Source organism: Sphingomonas cannabina, assembly GCF_021391395.1.
Classification (GTDB): domain Bacteria; phylum Pseudomonadota; class Alphaproteobacteria; order Sphingomonadales; family Sphingomonadaceae; genus Sphingomonas; species Sphingomonas cannabina.
In genome coordinates, this window is sequence record NZ_CP090059.1 from 3,930,543 (window position 1) to 3,952,905 (window position 22,363).

9 protein-coding genes are annotated in these 22,363 nt (G+C 67.3%); 7 read left to right on the forward strand and 2 right to left on the reverse strand.

Going from position 1 to position 22,363, the window contains the following annotated elements; all coding sequences use genetic code 11:
* Positions 1-75 precede the first annotated feature (75 nt).
* The 3 genes from LZK98_RS18545 to LZK98_RS18555 all read left to right on the forward strand — a co-directional run bounded on the left by LZK98_RS18545 (position 76) and on the right by LZK98_RS18555 (position 7,572).
* Positions 76-3,096: a glycoside hydrolase family 35 protein gene (locus tag LZK98_RS18545; protein WP_319937568.1), complete on the forward strand. Its 3,021-nt coding sequence runs from the start codon at positions 76-78 to the stop codon at positions 3,094-3,096.
* Between the two features lie 213 nt (positions 3,097-3,309).
* Entirely contained in the window at positions 3,310-6,270 is a 2,961-nt protein-coding gene (locus LZK98_RS18550) for a TonB-dependent receptor (RefSeq protein WP_233783990.1), read from the forward strand.
* 69 nt (positions 6,271-6,339) lie between these two features.
* Positions 6,340-7,572, forward strand: coding sequence for a glycosyl hydrolase 53 family protein (locus LZK98_RS18555; RefSeq protein WP_233783991.1), 1,233 nt, complete (start codon positions 6,340-6,342; stop codon positions 7,570-7,572).
* A gap of 39 nt (positions 7,573-7,611) precedes the next feature.
* On the opposite strand, the gene LZK98_RS18560 is transcribed toward LZK98_RS18555, so the two are convergent.
* Positions 7,612-10,689, reverse strand: coding sequence for a sugar-binding domain-containing protein (locus tag LZK98_RS18560; protein WP_233783992.1), 3,078 nt, complete (start codon positions 10,687-10,689; stop codon positions 7,612-7,614).
* Between the two features lie 157 nt (positions 10,690-10,846).
* Here LZK98_RS18560 and LZK98_RS18565 point away from each other — a divergent pair, with 157 nt between their 5' ends.
* The 3 genes from LZK98_RS18565 to LZK98_RS18575 all read left to right on the forward strand — a co-directional run bounded on the left by LZK98_RS18565 (position 10,847) and on the right by LZK98_RS18575 (position 15,626).
* A complete protein-coding gene (locus LZK98_RS18565; RefSeq protein ID WP_233783993.1) occupies positions 10,847-12,439 on the forward strand; it encodes an alpha-N-arabinofuranosidase in 1,593 nt (530 codons plus the stop codon).
* A gap of 71 nt (positions 12,440-12,510) precedes the next feature.
* A complete protein-coding gene (locus LZK98_RS18570; protein ID WP_233783994.1) occupies positions 12,511-14,406 on the forward strand; it encodes a rhamnogalacturonan lyase in 1,896 nt (631 codons plus the stop codon).
* Entirely contained in the window at positions 14,406-15,626 is a 1,221-nt protein-coding gene (locus LZK98_RS18575) for a rhamnogalacturonan acetylesterase (protein ID WP_233783995.1), read from the forward strand. Before LZK98_RS18570 ends, LZK98_RS18575 begins: the two co-directional genes overlap by 1 nt.
* Here the strand turns inward: LZK98_RS18575 and LZK98_RS18580 are convergent.
* Positions 15,623-18,340, reverse strand: coding sequence for an exo-rhamnogalacturonan lyase family protein (locus LZK98_RS18580; RefSeq protein ID WP_233783996.1), 2,718 nt, complete (start codon positions 18,338-18,340; stop codon positions 15,623-15,625). The two genes, LZK98_RS18575 and LZK98_RS18580, sit on opposite strands and share 4 nt — an antisense overlap.
* A gap of 263 nt (positions 18,341-18,603) precedes the next feature.
* On the opposite strand from LZK98_RS18580, the gene LZK98_RS18585 reads away from it, so the two are divergent.
* The gene (locus LZK98_RS18585) at positions 18,604-22,239 is read left to right on the forward strand and encodes a TonB-dependent receptor (RefSeq protein WP_233783997.1); all 3,636 of its coding nucleotides are present in this window, start codon (positions 18,604-18,606) and stop codon (positions 22,237-22,239) included.
* Positions 22,240-22,363: the final 124 nt, after the last annotated feature.

The following is a 22,363-nucleotide window of genomic DNA, read 5'->3' on the forward strand; positions in this document are numbered from 1 at the left end:
CCCATATTTTGCATATCAACATCATATGATGAAAATGGAGGGGCGGTCGTGGCGGTTGATGCCTTCAAGATAAAGTTGACGCCGCTCGCCCTGCTGCTTGCCGCAGCACTGCTGCCGCACGAGGCCTCGGCGCAGACCGCCCGGCAGACCGAGAACCTCTCCGCGCCGGTCAAGAACTTCGGCCGTGTCTCCTATGACGCGCGTTCGCTGATGATCGACGGCAAGCGGCTGGTGATCTGGTCGAGCGAGTTCCACCCCTTCCGCCTGCCGAGCCCCGACCTGTGGCGCGACGTGCTCCAGAAGATGAAGGCGAGCGGGTTCAACACCGTCGCGCTCTATTTCGACTGGGGCTACCACAGCCCGAAGCAGGGCGTGTACGACTTCACCGGCATCCGCGACGTCGAGCGGGTGCTGACGATGGCGGAGGAGGAAGGGCTCTACGTCATCACCCGCGCCGGCCCCTATGTGAATGCAGAGCTGACGCGCGGCGGCTTCCCCGGCTGGCTGGTCAACCAGCGCGGGCGCGCGCGCACCGACGATCCCGCCTATCTCGCCGCCGCCGACGAATGGCTGACGCAGGTGAACGCGATCATCGCGCGGCACCAGATCAACGGCGACGGCAAGGGCCACCGCGGCACCGTGATCCTGCACCAGATCGAGAACGAGCTGGCGCTGACCACCCCGGCGCAGCGGCGCTACATGGACCATCTCTATGCCAAGGCGCGTGTCGACGGCATCACCGTGCCGATCTTCCACAATGATCAGGGCCGCAACGGCTATTGGGTGCCGGAAAGCTCGACCGTGCCGAACGTGGTGAAGGGGCCGAACGACCTCTACGCCTTCGACGGCTATCCCGGCGGCACCTGCACCGTCGCCGGCCGGCCGACCCGGGGATCGGCGGCGCCCGACTGGGGCTTCTACGGCCCGGGCGGGGCCAAGGGCGGCGCCTCCGCCTCCCCCGACACGCCGGGCTTCCTCGCGGAATTCGGCGGCGGCTGGTTCGACTATTGGGGATCGAACGGCGGATACGAGTGCAACGCCATCCAACGCGGCAAGCGGTTCCAGCGCGTGTTCTACGGCACCAATCTCGCCAACGGCATCGACATCCAGAGCTTCTACATGGGGTTCGGCGGGACGAGCTGGGGCTGGCTGGCCGCGCCCGTCGTCTTCACCAGCTATGACTACGGCGCCGCCATCTCGGAGGCGCGCGAGCTTCGCCCCAAGGCCGAGGAGCTGAAGCAGCTCGCCGGGCTGATCGCCTCGGTCCCCGACCTCGCGGGAATGGTGCCGGCCGGGCCGGCGACCGCCTCCTCGCCCGATATCCAAGTCTATCACAACCGTAGCCTGGAGAGCGACGCGCGCTTCCTGATGGTGACGCACCGGCCGTCCAATGCCGCGACCGACGACCGCTTCACCATCACTGCCGACCTGCCCGACGGCCGCTACAGCTTTCCGCAGGCGGAGCCGATGCGGCTCGACGGCTTCGACGCGAAATGGCTGGTGGCGGGGGTGACGCTGGGCGGCCAGCGGCTGGTCTATTCCACCTCCGAGCTGCAGGCGGCGATCCAGCAGGACGGCGGCGACCTGATGCTGCTCTACGGCCGCGCCGGCGAGCGCGGCGAGACTGTGCTGCGCTATAGCGCCGCGCCGACGGTGACGGTGATCGAGGGCGACGTCCGCCACCGTTTCGACGCGTCGAAAGGTGACCTGATGCTCGACTATGCCCATGCCGGCCTCGCCCGCGTGCGCATCGAGGGCGGAGGGCGGCCGCCGCTCACCCTGCTGCTGACCGACGAGGCTGGTGGCGCGCAGTTCTGGCGTCACGACACCGCGGCCGGGCCGGTGCTGGTACGCGGCCCGGCGCTGGTCCGCGCGGCCGGAGCGCAGGGCTCGACGCTGGCGCTCACCGGCGACACCGCGGCCGCAACGCCACTCGAGCTATGGGCGCCGGCACGACTGCGCACCGTCACCTGGAACGGCGCGCGCGTGGAGCTGGCGGACGGTGCCGCCGGCAGCCGCAGGGCGACACGGCCGCTCGCCGGACCGGCGGACTTCGTCCTGCCGGCGCTCGCCAGCTGGAAGGTAAAGGCCGGCTCGCCCGAGGCAGCGCCCGATTTCGACGACAGCGGCTGGCTTGCGATCGACAACCGCGCCTATGCCAGCATCACCGCTAGGCCCGACGGCCAGCCCAACATGCTGATGGACGCCTATGGCTTCCACGAGGGCGACGTCTGGTATCGCGGCCGCTTCGCCGGGGGACCGAACGCGGAGCGCATCCGGCTCTATTACGGCGCGGGCGGATCGGGGCTGGTGCAGGTCTTCCTCGACGGCAGGTTCATCGGTCAGGGCGAGACGCCCGGCGGGCTGCCGCGGCCGATCACCACCGGGGTCGCGGAGTTCGTGCTTCCCGATGCGGCGCGGGCGCCCGGCGAGCATGTGCTTTCGGTGATGGTCCGCAACAACGGCCACAACTGGGATCTCGACTCCGACGATTTCCACAAGGAGGCGCGCGGGCTGATCTCGGTCTCGGTCGAGCCGCGGGCCGGCCCCAGCTTCGCCGTGCCGATCGCGTGGAAGATCCAGGGCCGCCGCGGCGGCGAAGAGCTGGCCGACCCGATCCGCGGCGTCGCCAACAGCGGCGGCCTCTACGGGGAGCGCGTCGGTTGGCACTTGCCGGGCTTCGACGACAGCGGCTGGACGGCGACAAGGTTGCCGGCCGCCAAGGCACAGCCGGGCACCAGCTGGTATCGGACCGAATTCACCCTCGCCGTGCCCAAGGGCCAGGATGCCACGATCGCCGTCCAGTTCGGCGATCCCGCCAAGCCCCGCTCGCCGGTCGACTATCGCGCGCTGCTGTTCGTGAACGGGTGGAACATGGGGCAGTTCATCGCCCATGTCGGTCCGCAGCGGATTTTTCCGATCCCAGAGGGCATCCTCAACCATCGCGGCCGCAACCATATCGCGCTGGCGGTCACGTCGGACGGCAAGCCCGGCAATGCGCTGGAGGAAGTCCGGCTGGTGACGCTGCGCAACGTCAAGGGCGGAATCCCTGTCCGCGTTGTCGAGGCGCCCGCGAGCCCATCCGAGCTCCGATAGCCGACGCGGCGATCGCCTCGGCATCACTGCTGCCGTCGGTCGCGACAGCATTGGGCCGAGCCTGCGCATTCTCCTTCACAAATAGCCGGCGGCCGCGTGCCCCGCCCGCTCGCACCATCTAGCCAACTCGACTTTTATGACTTATAGTATGAATACTATTCTCATAATTTGAGAATATTCGGCCCGAAGAGGCGAATCACAGGGAGGAGAGAAATGCTGCAGATGTCATTCACATCGCCCTCGCACCTGAGACTGGGTGCATCCGCGACGGCGCTCGCGCTGATGCTGATGACCTCGCCCGCCATCGCGCAGACCTCGGCTCCGGCGGACCAGACGACCGCCCCCGCGCAGGAGGAGGACATCGTCGTCACCGGCTTCCGCGCCTCGCTCAGCACCGCGCTCGCCGAGAAGCGGCAGGAGACCGCCGCGGTCGACAGCATCCTGGCGGAGGACATCGGCAAGTTCCCCGATTCGAACCTCGCCGAATCGATGCAGCGCATTCCGGGCGTCGCGCTCGCCCGCGGCGACGGCGGCGAGGGTCGCAACATCTCGGTCCGCGGCCTCGGCGCCCAATTCACTCGCGTGCGGATCAACGGCATGGAGGGCACGTCGCAGACCGGCGGCTCCGATATCTTCGGCGCGGGCAACAGCGGCCGCAGCTTCGACTTCAACGTGTTCCCGACCGAGATCTTCTCGGCGCTGACCGTGCGCAAGACCCCTTCGGCGGACGTGGAGGAAGGCTCGCTCGGCGCCACCGTCGACCTCACCGCGCCCAAGCCGCTCGACACCGGCAAGCCGTTCGTCTTCTCGGCGACCGCGCGCGGCGTGTGGAACGAGCTGTCGAAGAAGGTCGATCCGCGCGCGTCGATGCTAGTGTCGAAGCAGTTCGGCGACAGCGGCTTCGGCATCCTCGCCTCGGCCGCCTATCAGAAGCGCAACCTCCGCGAGGTCGGCTATTCGGCGGTCGACCTGCTGCCCGCCAACGTCAACGGCGGCTTCTGCTCGCCGGTCGGCTACACCCCGCAGAACCCGGCCACCAGCGCCGCGAAGGGCACGGACGCGCTGAACTGCAGCACCGGCAATCCCCGCACGGGCTCGGTCGCGGCCTATCAAGCCATCCAGGATCTGCGCCGGGCGGATGCCCCGAACATACCGGGCAGCGGCGCCTTCTTCCCGCGCATTCCGCGCTATGTGAATTCCGAGCAGGACCAGGAGCGCATCGGCGGCACGCTGACGCTGCAGTTCAAGCCCGACGACGCCACCGACATCTCGCTCGACCTGCTCTATTCGCGCTTCGACGTCACCCGCCGCGACAATTATATCGCCGGCCTGTCCTTCGCGCGCTCGATCTCGAACAACGGCCAGCCGATGGTGTCGGTGCGCGACGTCGAGTTCGACGAGAACGGTTCGCTCGTCTACGGCCTGTTCGACGGCGTCGACGTCCGCTCCGAGGGGCTGGTCGACCATTTCGTGTCGACGTTCAAGCAGGCCAACCTCAACTTCAAGCGCCGCCTCAACGATTCGCTCGAGATCAGCGGCGTCTTCGGCCTCAACCAGTCGGTGTGGGACGGCAAGAAGCGCCTCCAGACCTTCATGGACGTGATCGACAGCGACAATTTCTCGATCGACTACCGCGGCGGCGGCACGGTGCCGACGATCGGCTTCGGCTTCGACGTCGCGAACCCCGGTGCCTTCACCTACGCGCCGAGCCTCGCCGACGGCACGGTGCTCGGCGGCTTCAGCTTCCAGGGTCGGCCGCAGAAGAACACGACCGACAATTTCACCGGCGACGTCAACCTCAAGTGGACGGTGAGCGATGCCTTCACCCTCAGGGTCGGGGGACAGTATCGCGAAAGCAGATTCCACCTCGTCTCGCTGCGTCCCTACAGCGCAGACCTGACGGTGCGTCCGCTGCCGGCCGGCACCAGCCTCGCCGACATCACCACGCAGATCACCGGGCTCGACAATCTGTGGGGCCATGGCGCGCCGGCGAGCTGGGCGGCGATCGACGCAGACCGTTGGGCGGAGGCGTTCGACTTCGATAGCGTCCGCTTCTGCGGGTCCGAATGCGGCGGCGTCGACACCCGCGTGAACGAGGAGATCAAGAGCGCCTACATCATGGGCACCTTCGATCTCGGCGACCGACTGGGCATCGGCCTGCGCGGCGATATCGGCGTGCGCTACGTCAAGACCGACATGCGCTCGTCAGGCTATATCCAGGTCACGCCGCCCGCCGGCACCACCTCCCCCACCAATCTGATCGGGCGGTACGCGAGCGCGACAAACAGCTATGACGACTGGCTGCCCTCGGCCAATATCGTCATCGAGCCGACCAGGAACGTGCTGATCCGCCTGTCCGGCGCCAAGGTGATGGCGCGGCCCGAGCTCGGGCTGCTGGCGCCGACCAGCGGCGTCAATGCGGTCACCCGGACCGGCAGCATCAACAATCCCTATCTGGATCCGATCCGCGCCAACACCTTCGACGCGGCGCTGGAATGGTATTTCCGGCCCGGCTCGCTGCTGTCGGTCGCCTTCTTCTACAAGGACATCAAGAGCTTCATCCAGAACATCAACAGCCAGATCGCGTTCAGCGAGCTCGGCCTGCCCAACGCGCTGCTCGAAGGGAGCAACACCGCTCCAACCGAGCTGTTCAACATCTCCCAACCGTTCAACACGCCGGGCGGCCCGCTGAAGGGCATCGAGGTCAACGCGCAGGTGCCGTTCACCTTCCTTCCGGGCTTCCTCCGCAACTTCGGCGCGTTGGCCAATTATACCTACGCATCCTCGAAGATCGATTACTGCCTCGCCAGCAGCGGCGGAGCGTGCACCGTCAGCACGCGAGACGATCTGATCGGCCTGTCCAAGAACACCGCATCGGGCACGCTCTATTACGAGGACAAGAAGTTCAGCATCCGCGGCACGGTGAACTGGCGCGACCGGTTCATCCGCGGCATTCCGGCCTCGCAGGGCAGCGACATCCAGGGCAACGCGCCGACGCTCTACGTCGACGCTTCCGCCTCCTACAACGTCACCGACAACATCAAGCTGATCGTCGAGGCGCAGAACCTGACCGACGAGCAGAACCGGCTCTACATCGACAGCACCCGCCAGGACACGCTGTTCGAGACCCGGATCGGACGCACCGTCAGTGCCGGCGTGAACGTCCGCTTCTGATGCACCCTCTCCTCAACTCGGCCGCCGATCCGCTGGTATCGGCGGCCATTTTTGTGTCGTGAGGAAAGGATGAGCCGAGGCAAGGCAACGCATGTGATCGGCCGGCGCGAGGCCCTGGGTCTGCTCGCACTCTCGGCCCTGTCTTCACCGCTTCATGCCGCGCGGCGGACCGGTGCCAGGCCCGGACCCTATATGCTCGGCGCCGACATCACCTGGATTGCGGAGGACGAGGCGGCGGGTGCGCGCTACTTCGTCGGCGGGGTCCAGCGCGATCCGATCGCGATCCTCAAGGATGCGGGCTTCAACTGGATCCGGCTGCGCATGTTCGTCGATCCTGCGCGGGGCTATTCGGCGCGGGCGCCGGACAGGGCATGGGGCGGGCTCGCGCGCACCGTCGAACTCGGTCGGCGGGTGAAGGCGGCCGACATGGGCCTGGCGCTCAGCTTCCACTTCTCCGACACCTGGGCCGATCCCGAGCACCAGGGCGTCCCCGCCGCGTGGCGCGGGCTCGACCTCGGCGGACTGGCCGGCGCGGTGGAGGCGCATGTCCGCGACAGCCTTCGCGCGATGCGTGCCGGCGGCGCCCCGGTCGACATGGCGGTGATCGGCAACGAGATCAGCTTCGGGATGCTCTGGCCGCAGGGCCGGGTGCGGCTGACGACGCCGACCGGCAATCCGGTGACGGACGCCAATCACCGCAACGCAGGGCAAGTCGGCGGGTTCGATGCACTGGCCCTGCTGCTGCGCGCCGGGATCGCCGGCGCCAGGGCCGCCGAGCCCGCCGTGCTGATCCAGCTCCACAATCATCTCGGCCGCCACTGGCCGATCGTGCGCGAGTGGACCGATGCGCTCGTCGCCCGCAACGTCGACTTCGACGTGATCGGCCTCTCCTGCTACCAGCAGCTGGCGCAGGGCGACTGGGAGCGGACCTTCCGCAATTTCATCCGGCGCTATCCCGAGAAGGGCCTGCTCGTCGCCGAATATTCGAGCCGCAAGCGCTATATCAACGACCTGGTCCACGCGCTGCCGGGCAAGCGCGGCTGGGGGACGTTCATCTGGGAGCCGACCCGGCACCAGGAGGCGGTGTTCGATCTCGACGGCCGCAATGCCGGCGGCGGGCCCAAGCCCGATCTCCTCTCGCAGGGACTGAACGGCGCCGAAGCGCCCGGAGGGCTCGCCCGCGCTGCCGCACCGCCGGCCCCTCCCCCTCCTCCTCCGCGCCTCGGCCGCGGCGGCGATTATCGGGCGAATGCATGGCTCGACGAATATCGCCGCATGGCGAAAGACTATGGCCTGCGATAGGAGCAGCGGCATGAAGGGTTCGGGCTTTTCCTTATGCTCCTAATTCCGAGGCGACACCGGGCCGTGGAATTCGGCCTCGACGATGCCGAGCCGCCAGCCTGGGGCCACCGCGTCGGCGCCGGTATCCCCCGCGGCGCGGGCTGAATTGAGCTCCACGATCTTGCCGAATCCGTCGCGATCGGCGGTCGGTCCCGTCTGCGTGATGCGCAGCACGCGCCCGGTGGCCGCGGGAAAGGCCTGGACCGCGTAGCCCAGCGTACGCTCGGTCTCGCCGGACCAGACCCGGCGTCCGTCCAGGCTGATCTCCAGCGGATATCCGCGCGAGCGCCAGCCGACCAGCTTGAGTTCGACCTCGCTCAAGGTCACCGGCGTGTCGAAGCGATATTCGATCCAGGCCGCGTCCGGCCGGCCATCGCTCGCCCAGCGCGACAGCTCGTTGTCGTCGACCGTTTTTGCCGCATCCTGCTGGTTCGAGCCGGCGACGACTTCCGCAGGTGTGAAGGTGGTGCGGGTGACGCGATAGGACGGGCCGTCCGGCGTCGGGCCGCGGGTGAGTTGGCTCGGCTGATAATTCTCTGCGAGGTCGGTCGACAGCCCCCCGGTCATCGGCGCCGGCAGCCTGGTCGGGATCGTCAGCGTCGCACTCTTGAGCCCTGCCGCCGTCGCCGTCAGCCGCACCGTTCCCGGACGGGTGCCGGCCCGCAGCAGGATGCGATTGACGCCCGCCTCGACCGGAAGGTCGCGCGAGAGGATATAGTTGTCCTCGCCGCGCGCGGTGCCCGAATAATGGGTGACGCCGTCCTTCTGCGGCGCCTGGGCCGTGACCGGTGCGGACGCCTCGGCCGCGACCGGGCGCGGCCTGCCCGACGAATCGCCCTGGGCGATGCCGCCGCGCCATTCAGCGGGCCCTTCCAGCGTGAAATGGACCTTGTCGTTGGCGATCGGCACGCGCCGGCCCTTCGCATCCACTACCTCGACGTCGACCAGCGCGATATCGGCGCCGTCCATCACGAAGCCGCGCGGTGAAAGATGCGGCTTGAGGCGCAGCGCCGCCGGTGCGCCGGTGGTCTCGACCTGGTGCTCGGAGCGGCGGCCGTCGGCGTCCGTCGCGACCGCGCGCAGGATGCCCGGCTGCCAATGGACGTTCGGCCAGGTGAACAGAAAGCCGCTGCTGCGCCGCCCCTTGCCGAGCGAGCGGCCGTTCAGGAACAGCTCCACGCTCTCGCCATTGGAGACGACGGTCTCGTCCTTCACCGTGCCAGGGGCGTAGTTCCAGTGCCCGACGATATGGGTCGCCGGCGTCTCGGGATCGACCCAGCCGTTCCACATCACCTGGTGCGCCGAGAAACCTTCCTTGGGGAGCCGCACCGCGTCGACCTCGCCCGAGCGACGATAGTTGTTGTCGCCGCGGTAATGGGTGTTGCTGTCGGAGAAGATGATGTTGACCCCGCCTGCGCTCACCCGCCGGCCGGTGCCGGGACGCACGCGATAATAGTCCCACCAGCGCTGCACGTCCTCCGCGGCGTGGCTGTCCTGGTTGCGGTTGTAGTCGGGCGAATTCTTGTGGAACGGCGGCGTGAGCTCGTCCTGATAGAGCCGCGCGCCCTCGTCGCGGCTGTATTCCATCGCCCAGACCGGCTTGGCCGCGCTCTTGTTGATGTAGAGCATCTCGCCGCCATATTCGGCGATACGGCTGTCCAGCATCTCGCGCGAGCCGATCGCGCGGCCGCCGTGCGGATCGTAGCGGTCGCGGATCGCCTTCAGCTCCGCCATATGGGCTTCGCTGATGTTCTCGTTGCCGCCTTCGTAGAACAGGATCGACGGGTTGTTGCGGTTGTAGATGATCGCGTCGGTCATCAACTCCTTGCGCTGCTCCCAGCGGCGGCCGCTGGTATCGCTCTCTGCATCCCCGGCCGGCATCGCCTGGATCAGCCCGACGCGGTCGGCGGATTCGATGTCCTGCTTCGACGGCGTGATATGCATCCAGCGCACCAGGTTGCCGCCGCTCTCGACCATCAGCCCGTTGGAAAAGTCGCTGAGCCACGGTGGCACCGACACGCCGACCGCCGGCCATTCGTTGGAGGTGCGCTGGGCGTAGCCGTGCATCTGGATCACGCGGCCGTTGAGCGTGACCATGCCGTCCGCAAAGCGCGTCTGGCGGAAACCCGTGCGGGTATCGACCGCATCGATGATCCGGCCGCCTTCGACCAGGCTCGTCGTCACCGTGTAGAGATAGCCATAGCCCCAGCTCCAGAAATTGAGGCCCGACAGGCGGCCGGCGGTGGCCAGCGTGCGGGTCTCCCCCGGGGCGATCGTCGCGGTGCCGCCGTCGAAGCGGCCGACCATCTTGCCGCCTAGGTCGCGGACCTCGACGCGATAGGCGATGCTTCGGGGCTCGGGCCCGTCGTTACGGACCTCGCTCTCTGCATGGATCGTCGCCGCATGCTTCGGCAGGTCGAAGTCGTCCGCCCAGACATATTGGCCGGTGGTGCCGAGGCCGGCGTGGAGCGGCAGCGTCTGGTAGAGCGATCCGGTGAGATGGAGGCGGACGTTCTTGGTGATGCCGCCGTAGTTCACGTTGAAATTGTCGTTGTTCCATTGGAAGCCGCTGCCGGTCGCGCGCTCCTTGTATTTCCAGTCGTTGTCGACGCGGACGGCGATGACGTTCTCGCCGGGCACCAGCGCCGCAGTGACGTCCGCGCCGAACGCCATCGCACCATTCTCCGACAACGCGACCGAGCGGCCGTTGACCCAGACCTCGGCCGCCTGACGGACGCCCTCGAACTCGAGGAAAGCCTTGCCGGCCGGCCCTCCCTCGGGAAGCGTGAAGCGCTTGCGGTACCAGATGATGCCGGTCGACAGGTCCTTGATGTCGCGGGCGAAGGCTTCCTTCTCGTTGAAGGCATTGGGCAGCGTGACCGCGCTCCAGCCGCTGTCGTCGAAGTCCGCCTGCTGCGCGCCCGGTTGATCGCCCGTCACGCTCCGCCAATCGGGATTGAGGTTATAGGTCCGCCGATCCGACCGTATGACGGTGGAGGCGTCATGGGCGGTTGCCGGCGCGGAGACGACGACCAGCGCCAACGCGGCTGCGACTCCGAACGCACTCATCCTGCCCATGACACCCTCCCCAAAGGTCGCGCTTGTGCGCCGCGCCGGACCAATTAACGCTTGCGACGCTATGCAACTAAGTCATACATAGTGAGACGTAATAACAAAAAATGAGACCTGTCGAGGTAGTACGATCGACAGGGCAGATGCAAGAGAGAGGGGGAAGATGGACCGTCGTTCCTGTTTCCAGATTCGTTCGAGGAAGGCTGCGCGCACCCTGCTGATCGCCGCCGCGCTCGCCACGACCGCAACCATTTCTTGGTCCACGGCTTCCGCCCAAGAGGCGCCTGCCGTCACCGCGACGATCCGGGCCGACGCACCGGGACCGAAAATCGACCGCCGCATCTTCAGCCAGTTCGCCGAGCATCTGGGGACCGGCATCTACGGCGGGATCTGGGTGGGCCCGGACTCGAAAATCCCGAACACCCGCGGCTATCGCAACGATGTAGTTGCGGCGCTGAAGGCGCTGCATGTGCCCGTCGTGCGCTGGCCCGGCGGCTGCTTCGCCGACGAATATCACTGGCGCGAAGGGATTGGTCCCCGCGCCAAGCGCCCGGTCAAGGTCAACACCCACTGGGGCGGCGTCACCGAACCCAACAGCTTCGGCACGCACGAGTTCATGGATTTCGCCGAGCTGATCGGCGCCGAAGCCTATGTGTCGGGCAACGTCGGCAACGGCAGCCCGCAGGAGATGGCCGAGTGGGTCGAGTATATGACCGCGCCGGCCGGAAGCCTCGCCGAGGAACGCGCGCGGAACGGCCGCAAGGAGCCGTGGAAGCTGCCGATGTTCGGCATCGGCAACGAGCTGTGGGGCTGCGGTGGCAACATGCGCCCGGAATATGCCGCCGATCTCACCCGCCGCTACGGCACCTTCATCAAGGTGCCGCAGGGGACCAAGACGCTCAAGATCGCGAGCGGCGCCAACTCGGTCGACTATAACTGGACCGAAGTGATGATGCGCGAGGCCGGCAAGAGCTTCGACGGCATCGGCGTCCATTATTACACCGTGCCCGGCAACTGGAAGCAGAAGGGCTCCGCCACCCAGTTCGACGAGGAGGCATACGCTCGCACCATCTCGAAGACGCTCCAGATGGAGGAGCTGGTCGCCAAGCACTCGGCGATCATGGACAAATATGATCCGCAGAAGCGCGTGAACCTGGCGGTCGACGAATGGGGCACCTGGTACGACGTCGAGCCGGGCACCAATCCCGGCTTCCTCTTCCAGCAGAACACGATGCGCGATGCGATCGTCGCGGCGCTCAACATCAATATCTTCACCCGCCATGCCGACCGCGTGCGCATGGCCAACATCGCGCAGATGGTGAACGTCCTTCAGGCGATGATCCTGACCGACGGGCCGAAGATGGTGCTGACGCCCACCTATCACGTCTTCGAGATGTACCGCCCCTTCCAGGACGCGACCTTCCTGCCGGTCGAGCTCAAGTCGCCCTGGTACAACAAGGAGCAGTGGGTGGCGCCCTCGGTCAGCGCAACCGCCGCGCGCGGGGCCGACGGCCTGGTCCATGTCGCGCTGGTCAACGTCGACCCCAACCGTCCGGCGACCGTCAGCGCGGCCCTGACCGGCGTGACGGCGGGGGCGGTCGAGGGGCGCGTGCTCACCGGCGCGATCCAGGCGCACAACAGCTTCGACGCGCCCGAGACGGTCAAGCCGGCCCCCTTCACCGCCTCGAACATCGCGAACGGCACGCTGACCGCGACGCTGCCGCCAGCTTCGGTCGTCGTGCTGACGCTTCGTTAAAGGGGGCGGCGGGCCGCGATCCCGAGAGGGAGCGCGGCCCGCTTCGCAGCTCCCGCGCCTGGAGGACATCTATGCGTGGAATGATGCTGGCGGTGCTGGCAGCAGGTGTGGCGGGCCCTGCGCTCGCGCAACAGGCCCCGACGCTCGCCGGACGACAGGTCGAGGCGCTCGATCGCGGACTGGTCGCGGTGCCGGCGGCCGAGGGCAATCACGTCTCATGGCGGCTGCTCGGCAGCGACGCCAAGGGCGCGCGTTTCACCCTTTATCGCGACGGCAAGCCGATCGCCGAGGTCTCGGGCACCGAGGCGACGAGCGTGCTCGACAAAGCCGGCTCGGCCACGTCGCGCTATACGGTGGCAGTCGCCGGTGAAAAGCCAGGCGCGGCCGTCGCGCCTTGGGCCGGCGGCTATCTCGCCATCCCGCTCGACAAGCCTGCCGACCGCATCACCCCCGACGGCGAGACCTATGGCTACACCGCCAACGACGCCTCGGTCGGCGACCTCGACGGCGACGGCCGGTACGAGCTGATCGTCAAATGGTATCCGACGATCGCCAAGGACAATGCCTTCTCCGGCTATACCGGCGAGACGCTGATCGACGCCTACACCCTCGACGGCAAGCGGCTGTGGCGGATCGACCTCGGCCGCAACATCCGCTCGGGCGCGCATTATACGCAGTTCATGGTCTACGACGTCGACGGCGACGGCCGCGCCGAGGTGGCGATGAAGACCGCCGACGGCACCATCGACGGTACCGGCAAGGCGATCGGCGACGCGTCGAAGGACTGGCGCAGCGGCGAGCATCAGGTCGACGTCCCCGACCGCACCGGCTCGACCGTGCTGCCCGACGGCCGCAAGGTCGCCAGTCTCAAGGGTCGCATCCTCGCAGGCCCCGAATATCTCACCGTGTTCGACGGCCGCACCGGCCGCGCGCTCGCCACCCAGCCCTATGCCCCGCCGCGCGATCCGCGTACCGATACGCCGACCTACGAGCAGATGGCGGAGACCTGGGGCGACGGCTACGGCAACCGCTCCGAACGCTATCTCGCGGGCGTCGCCTATCTCGACGGGCACCGGCCGAGCCTCGTGTTCGGGCGCGGCTATTACGCCCGATCGACGATCGCCGCCTGGGACTATCGCGGCGGCAAGCTCGTGCGCCGCTGGCTGTTCGACAGCGCGGCGCCGGGCAACGAGAAGTTCGCCGGCCAGGGCAACCACCAGCTTTCGGTCGCCGATGTCGACGGCGACGGGCGCGACGAGGTGATCTACGGATCGATGGCGATCGACGACGACGGCAAGGGGCTGTGGTCGTCGGGACTCGGCCATGGCGACGCGATGCATGTCTCCGACCTCGATCCCGATCACCCTGGCCTCGAGAAGTTCGGCGTGCACGAGAACATGCGGATGAGCGGCAATCGCGGCGCCGCCATGCTCGATGCGCGCACCGGCGCCATCCTCTGGTCGACGCCGGCCGATCGGGACACCGGCCGCGGCATCGCCATCGACATCGATCCGCGCCATCCCGGCGCCGAGGCCTGGGCCTCCAACGCGCCCGATCTCTACGATGCCAAGGGGCAGGTGATCCCCGGCGGCCATCCACGCGCGGCGAACTTCGGCATCTGGTGGGACGGCGACCGGCTGCGCGAGCTGCTCGACGGCAACCGGATCACCAAATGGGACTGGACGAACGGCACCGAGACGCTGCTGCTGGAGCCCGCCGGCACGATTTCGAACAACGGCACCAAGCGGAACCCGGCACTCTCCGCTGACATCCTCGGCGACTGGCGCGAGGAGCTGGTGCTGCCCAGCGCCGACAGCCGCGAGTTGCGTATCTACACGACGCCCATCCCGACGACCGAGCGCGTCGTCACGCTGATGCACGATCCGGTCTATCGCCTTGGTGTCGCCTGGCAGAATACGGCGTACAACCAGCCGCCCCACCTCTCCTATTTCTTCGGGGCGCGTTGATGCTGCTGAGTGCAATCCTGATGGCTGCGGCCGCCCCGGCGCTGCATTTCGACCTCCGCCCGGATGCGAGGCCCGAAGCCGGCCGCGTCGCCGTTGCGGCGGACAAGCCCTATCAGCCCGGCGGCTTCGGCTATGAACCGGAACGCCGCGGACGCGAGTTCTTCTTCTCGGCGGCGGTGCCGGAGGGCAACTACCGCGTGACGGTACGCTTCGGCGACCGCCGCGCCGCGTCGCGTACGACGGTGAAAGCCGAGGCGCGCCGGCTGATGCTGCGCGATATCGCCACGCGGCCCGGTCAGTATGTCACCGCGAGCTTCGTGGTGAACGTCCGCACCGCGGCCCTCGCCCCGCCGCCCGCCAACGCGCCGGGTGGTTCGGCGGTCCGGCTCAAGCCGCGCGAGGCGAGCAGCTACAGCTGGGACGACAAGCTCACGCTCGAGTTCCTCGGCGACCCGCGCGTCGCCGCCATCGACATCGAGCCGGTGACTGTGCCCACGGTGTTCCTCGCCGGCGATTCCACCGTCACCGACCAGCGTGCCGAACCCGCGGCAAGCTGGGGGCAGATGCTGCCGGCGCTGTTCGGCCCCGATATCGCCGTCGCGAACCACGCGGAATCGGGCGAGACGCTGAAGTCCTTCGTCACCGAGCTCAGGTTCGACAAGCTCCTCTCGCAGGTGAAACCCGGCGACTGGCTGCTGATCCAGTTCGGCCACAACGACCAGAAGGCGGAGTGGCCGCAGACCTATGTCGATCCGCGGATCACCTATCCCGCTTGGCTGCGCACCTATATCGCCGAGGCGCGGCGGCGCGGGGCGCATCCGGTACTGGTGACCTCGCCCGAGCGCCGCAACTTCGAGCAGGGCCGCATCCGCCCTACGCTCGCCGATTATGCCGAGGCGATGCGCCGGGTCGCGCACGAGGAGCAGGTGCCGCTGATCGACCTCCAGCCGGCGACGATCGCGCTCTACGAGGCGCTCGGACCGGACCAGGCGCCGCTGCTGTTCAACGACGGCGGCAAGGACAAGACGCACCACGACAACAAGGGCGCATGGCTGCTCGCCCGCGCGGTCGTGGCGGGTATCGCCGAGACGGTGCCGGACCTTGCCGAGCACCTGCGGCCGGAGGCGCGGCGCTTCGATCCGGCCCACCCGCCGGCGCTCGACACGATCGCCATCGCGCCGAGCATCGCCAGCAGCTCGGTGCGCCCGGCGGGAAGCTAGTCGCGCCGGCGCCGCGGACGAGGCTCGGCCGCGTCGAGCGCCTCGGGCACCAGCGCCAGGTTCTGGATGGCCGCCAGGCCCCATTGCGCCGCCGCATTGGTCGAGACGCCCGGCCATTCGATGATGCCGCCCGGCAGCATGCGACGCGGATCGCCCTGGCTCATCCCCAGCCCCGCGTCGCCGGAGTAGAACTCCTCGGCGGCCCTGCGCGCGAGCGCGGCGTCGCCGCTCGCCTTCGCGGCATAGGCGGTGAGGCGCGAATGGCTCTCGCGCAGGTTGCGGGGGCCGAATGGCTCGCCCCATCTGGCGACGAACTCCTCGCGCGGCGCGTTGTACCAGCGGCAATAGTCGAGCCATGCCGCCCGATAGTGCGGCAGGTCGATCAGCCGCAGCAGCTCCGAATTGACCTCGACCGCCCCGAACACGGCATTCAGGTGCGACAGCCGGATCTTCGCTCCGGGATCGAGGAACCGGCCGGTCTTGAGATCATAGGGCGCGCTGCCGGTGAGCCAGCCGCGCGGCATCCGGCCGATGCTGTCCATCCCCGCGACGATGCGGTCGCGCCAGCGCCGGTCGCCGGTACGCTCCCATTCGGTGAGCCATGCGCCGGCGAGCACCGCCCAGGTGGTGCCGAAGGTCATCTCGATCGTGCCGGCCGGCAGCGGCGCCCGTTCGGCGCCCGGCACCTTCCGCCCGATCTCGACCGTGCGCAGCGCCTCGTGCGACGTCACCAGCACACGCATCAGGTCGCCCGCTCGCTCGTCGGCGGTGAGATAGTAGAAGATGCGACGATAGGCCGCGTTGCTGATGCGCGGCTGCTTCGAACTGTCGCTCCAGTGCTGCACGCCGTGCCGGGTGCCGAGGCCGGCGAAGCGCCCGAGGTGATAGACGTCGACTTCCCCCGTGTGCCGCGTCATCGCCTCGGCGAGGCGGAACGCCTTGGGATCGCGGCTGCGCAACGCGGCGTACCATAGCCACAGGTCCGGCGAGAGCTCGCTGTTCGCCCAGGCGAAGCCGCCGATATCGTACCGCCACTGATGCCGGTCGGCGTCGTAGCTGTGCATCACGTCGCCGTGATTCCAGAAGCCGTACCAGCTCCGCCGGTCGACCTCGCCGGCGTAGAAGTCGATGAGGTTGGCAAGCTGGTCCTCGATCGCCGCGCGCCGGGGAGTCGAGCGGTCGGGCAATCCCCAGTCGCCGAACACACCTGCGGCATGGACATGCGCCGGGTCGACCATCAGCTGCGGTGGCATGGCGGCGCTCCGTGCGAGCGCCTGAAGGTGTGGCGTCTCGGGCGTCGCGTCGAATGCCCAGAGCGTCAGCTCGCTCGTCCGCGCGATCCCCCGCGCCTGGTCCCAACCGGGCTCATAATCCTCATAGGTGATGTCGAGGCCCTGGTTCTGCGCGTCGTATCCCTCCATGCCCATGGTACCGTGGTAGGGGCGCAGATCCATCGGCCGCGCCTCGGGCGACCAGAGCCAGGCGGTGAGGCGCGCGCGGTCCGACGCCGCGTCGCGGATGTCGAGCTGCGTGGGATGGCGCTGCCAGAAATAGCGCGCTGCGATCGCAGCCCCGCCCTGCGGCGAACCGACATAGGCGAAGCCGGGGGCGCGCCGCCCCTCACCGGCATCAATCCACCCATGGCCTTCGCCGGTCCGCTTGGTGAGCGTGAAGCCGTTCGCCGAAAGCTGCGCGAGCGTGAAGTCGCCCCAGGCCGGAATCCGTTCGAGCAGGTCACCCACCGGCGCGCGCATCTCCGCGATCGGCGGCACCGCCCGCCCCGCCACCTGTGCGTCGCGGAACGCCTTGCCAGGATCGCGGCGCAGGCCCGTGAGCGGGCGCACCCCCTCCGCGAAGATCGTGTCCTCGCCGGTTGCCAGCCGGACGTGCCGGTCGTGCAGCGCGCCGCGCATCGGTACGCCGACGCCGATCCCGAGGCCCGAGAGGAAAAGCTTCGACGGCTCGATGTCGTAGACGAAGCTGTGCACCACGCGCAGCGCCCGCGACCCCGCATAGGCGTAGAGGCGTATCGTGAACGGAAGGATGGTCCGGCCGCTGCCGCGGTGCGTGCCCTCGATCCGGATCACCGCGCGGACGGGGCCGCGCTGCTCGATGACGGCGCGGTCGATCACTCCTTCCAGCGGAACCCGTTCGCCCTCCGGCTGGCCCACACGGGCCTCGCCGACGAGCTCGACAGCCTCGAGCAGCACGCGTTCACCGTTCCGCGCCGATCGGATCAGCGCGATCCCGCTCCGTCCGATCTCCCAGCGTAGGCTGCCGCTGACGATCTCGATCGAATCGGCAAGCTCGCGGACGCTGATCGGCTCGGCGGACGACGCCGGACGGCCGGCGGTGAGCCGATAGCCAGGTTGCAGCTGCGCGTCCCCCGGCATCGCGTGCGCGGTCCATTTCAAGGAACCGTCGGGCCAGACAGCGGTGGTCCAGCTCTGCACAGGCACCGCGGCACCATCGGCACCGGCAAGAGCGAACCGGGTCTTCTCGCGCACCCGCCCCTGCGGCCAGGCGACACCCCAGGTCTGCCCCTCGCACCCATCCGCAGGCGGCCCGCCGTCCAGCCACGCGACCGCCGCCTCGATGGGCCCGGTTCGCGGAGCCGCCGTCACCGACGCGCCGTGCAGCAGGGCCGAAGGCGCGACTCCCGCGGCCAGCGCTGCCCCGATGAAGTCACGCCGGTCGATCGAGGCTGATGTCACGGAGTCCCCTCCCACTGCTGTCTAGCTATCGATCATTCGTACTATTTGAAATTCTATTCCACAATATGCATGAACCTTGTTGCGCCCCGTGCAATCGCTAGGGTTGCAACCGGTCTAAAATATGATAATTCTATAAATTGATCGGTGTCACCATATGGTGAGACATCAGAGGTTGGGGGCGATCTCCAGAAAAAGACCTGCCCGGCGGGCGAGGGACGAACAACGTCCCGCTCGCAACGGGCCCGAACAGGAGAGGGGGAAGAATGGCGAATCAACTGAAGACCCGTAGCCGTATCGGCGCGAGTGCGTCCTGGGCGGTATTGGGTCTGCTGCTGACCTGCGGCGGCGAAGCAGTGGCGCAGACGGTGCCGGGACAGAGTGGCGATGCGGTCGCCCCGGATGTCTCGGAAGCCTCGCCCGCCGACATTCTCGTCGTCGGCTCGCGCGCCAGCCAGCAGTCCGCGAACGACCGCAAGAAGCGCGCCAAGACCGCGACCGATTCGATCGTCGCCGACGACATCGGTTCCTTCCCCGACCGCAACGTCGCCGAGGCGGTCTCGCGCATCCCGGGCGTCGCGCTCGGCCGCAACGAATTCGGCGAGGGCGCCGACGTCGCGATCCGCGGCAACGGCCCCGACCTCACCCGGGTCGAGCTCGACGGCGTCGGCATGACGAGCACCACGGGCCTGGCCATCAGCAACGACAGCGCCCGCAGCGCCGACCTGCGCGAGCTGCCGGCCGACCTCGTCAAGAGCATCGACGTCGTCAAGGGTTCTACCGCCGACATGACCGAAGGCTCGCTGGGCGGCGGCATTCAGATCAAGACGCGCACCGGCCTCGATTTCGCCAAGCCCTATTTCTCTCTACGCGCCGGCGGGAACATGAACTCGCTCGGCAAGAAATGGCTGCCCGATTTCAACGGCGTCGCTTCGCGCAAATTCCTCAACGACCGCCTCGGCGTGATCGTCAGCGGCAGCTATTCGAAGATCCAGAACAACGGCCATGGCTACGAGAACACCACCAGTAGTAACAACAACTACGCCCGCGATTTCGATTTCGACAATTCGCCGGAAAAGACGTTCGAGTATAACATCAACACGCTCGGCACTGACGACGCCGACAAGGTGTTCGCGAACAGTACCGAAACACCGCGTTCGCTGCTTACCAAATCGATCGCCGCAAAGACCAAGGCGGATTGTTTCACGGCACTTCCGTACTCGACCGGAAACGCCAACCAGCGCGCGCAGCGCATCCTCGAGCAGCAGACCTGCCTCAATCAGTGGAATGACGCGACGCCGTCGCTGATCCGCCATTTCATGAACGAGCAGACCGACGAACGCTACACGATCGACGGGCGGTTCGATTACCAATTGCTCGACAATCTGACGGTGTTCGTGAAGGGCACCTATACCGGCCGCAACGTCCACGATCAGAACCGCAGCCGCACGCCGGTCTCGCTGTTCAACGCTAACGTGGCCGGCACTTTCGTCGACACTACGACGGGCACGCCACGCGTCCGTTCGGTTTCACCGACCGCGCCGGCCGGCTATTATCTCTATCCCGGCCTCGTCAACCAGGGCAACAACCCCACGATCGGAAATGTGCTGAACGTCATTCCCGACAGCATCGTCGTGGACGAAAATCACAATGTCACGAAGATGACGCTGACCAACAACTCGGTCGGCATCGACCAGATCGAGAACCGGATCAAGACGCGCACCAAATTCGCGCAGACGGGCTTCGCCTATAACGGCGATCGCCTGGATATCGAAGGTTTCGCCGGCCTCACCATCGCCGAATCGAGCCGTGGCGACATGCGCACCTCACGCAACTCGCTCTATGGCGACGCGACGCTGGTCCTACAGGACAACGGCCTATGGGACATCCAGCTTCCCGACGGCTACGACGATACCGACGTCAACAATTTCGTCCAGCTCCGCCCGGCGCCGTGCATCTCCGGCGGCACCAATCCGGCGACCTGCATCGCGCAGGCAGCGGTCACAGCGAGCGTCAACGGTCCCGCGACGCCGGCCTATACCTCCAATCAGCTGCCGCTCACGACGCCGGGCTTCAGCGTCTCCTATTCGCCCGCGCTCGCCGAAACCTCGGAGCGGCTCGCGAAGCTCGACGCCACCTACAAGACCGACGGGCTGATCCCGTTCATCACCCGGATCAAAATCGGCGGCCAGTATCGCAAGAGCGTGATCGATGCCTGGCGCGGCAATGGCAACGACGGCTTTACCGTCAAGGACGCGGTCGGCGACTATTTGCTGGCGGACGGCACCCGTAATCCCAACTATCAACCGCCGATCGTCGTGCCGACGGCGCTCGTCCGCGGCACGCTGCGCGCGTGCCAGCCGAGCGCCACCTCGACGGTCTCATGCAACTATGGCTTCGTCCCGAGCACGAGCCTCGGCCGCGTTCGCTACGGCGTCGATACGCTGACGCCCGACGAGTTGCGCGCACTGTTCGCCCGCACCATCGACAAGGCGGGGTCAGCCTATTTCGGCGACCTGCCGAACCGCGGCAACCTGCCCCCGGCCTGGGACGGCATCCGCACCGATGAACTGTTCTCCGCGCTCGGCGCGTCCCAGTTCATGAACTTCGACTGCCTCAAGACCTGCATGGGCAGCGACGGCCAGATGTACGATCAGCCGAAGAGCCATACCGAGGAGACGGTCAAGAACATCTACGCCATGGCCGAATTCGAGCAGCAACTGCCCGCCGGCCTGTTGTTCAATGGCAACGTCGGCATCCGCGGCGTATTCACCAACGTCAAGGGTTCAGGCCTGCAGACGCTGCAGTCGATCACCGTTCCCAATCCGAGCGACCCGACGACAATCGTCACTCAGACCTTCCGTCAGAACATCACGCTGAATGCGTCGACGACGGACTGGCTGCCCTCGGTCAACCTCAATCTGTGGGGATTCAACGAGTCGGTCGTCCTGCGGCTCTATGGCGGCAAGACCGTCGCCCGTCCCAACATCAGCCGCCTGATGCCCGCCGGCACCTGCGTCATCGACGAACGCCTCGCCCTCGACGGCGGTGACGACGATATCTACGGATGCTCCGGGCGCGTCGGCAATCCGGGGCTTAAACCGTTCACGGCGTGGAACTACAACGCCAGCCTCGAATGGTATCCGAACAAGGATACGCTGCTGTCGGTCACCTACGGCAAGCTCGACGTGCAGATCGGCAACCCGATCGCGGTGACCGAACAGTACAAGCCGTTCGCGGGCAGCGATGCGGTCGATCCGGTGACCGGCAAGCCGCTGGCCGATCTCACCTTCGACGTCCCGACCTGGGAAAACGGCCCGGGCTACAAGCGCAGCATCTGGGAGTTCCAGGCGAAGACCGCCTTCACCTTCCTGCCCTGGTTCCTGAAATACACCGGCGCGGACGTGAACTATTCGCGGCTCGCCTCGAACGCGACGACGGGTATGGCGGATCCGCTGTCCGGCGACATCATGCCGCAGCGCGACGAGTCCAAGGATTATTTCAACGCGTCGCTCTGGTACGACGACGGCAAGTTGAACCTGCGCGTCGCCTATCAGAAGCGCAGCGAGGTGTTCCGCTGCATCACGCCGTGCAGCAGCAGCGGCAGCGCGGTCAACGCCAACTATCCCGGCGATCAGTGGACCAATATCCGCCTGCCCTACAATCCGGGCATCCCCCGCTTCTCCGACGCCACGACCTTCATTGACGCCAAGGTCTCGTACAACATCGACCGGAACTTCCAGGTTTATCTGGAGGGCCGCAACGTGACCCGCGAAGCGCAGACCATCTCCAGCGGCGGCTATTATGACTTCGCCGATGGCACGCCCAAGGTCTTCCGCATGAACTATGGTGGCCGCCGCATCATGGCCGGCGCGCGCATCCAGTTCGGCGGCAAGAAGTGAGGGGACGAGGCGTTCCCTGTGCGGGAACGCCTCGCAAATCATGTTAAGCTGCGCAGCCCGGAGCCGAGCGCCGGGCTGTGCCGCTCGATCGGGAGAGGTCGCGATGCGCCGGACATATCTGCTG

What these genes read in the sequence shown, in the direction of transcription:
- LZK98_RS18550 (WP_233783990.1), top strand. Translation starts at nt 3,310, where the DNA reads ATGCTGCAGATGTCATTCACATCGCCCTCGCACCTGAGACTGGGTGCA.
- LZK98_RS18555 (WP_233783991.1), top strand. Translation starts at nt 6,340, where the DNA reads ATGAGCCGAGGCAAGGCAACGCATGTGATCGGCCGGCGCGAGGCCCTG.
- LZK98_RS18560 (WP_233783992.1), bottom strand. Translation starts at nt 10,689, where the DNA reads ATGGGCAGGATGAGTGCGTTCGGAGTCGCAGCCGCGTTGGCGCTGGTC.
- LZK98_RS18565 (WP_233783993.1), top strand. Translation starts at nt 10,847, where the DNA reads ATGGACCGTCGTTCCTGTTTCCAGATTCGTTCGAGGAAGGCTGCGCGC.
- LZK98_RS18570 (WP_233783994.1), top strand. Translation starts at nt 12,511, where the DNA reads ATGCGTGGAATGATGCTGGCGGTGCTGGCAGCAGGTGTGGCGGGCCCT.
- LZK98_RS18575 (WP_233783995.1), top strand. Translation starts at nt 14,406, where the DNA reads ATGCTGCTGAGTGCAATCCTGATGGCTGCGGCCGCCCCGGCGCTGCAT.
- LZK98_RS18585 (WP_233783997.1), top strand. Translation starts at nt 18,604, where the DNA reads ATGGCGAATCAACTGAAGACCCGTAGCCGTATCGGCGCGAGTGCGTCC.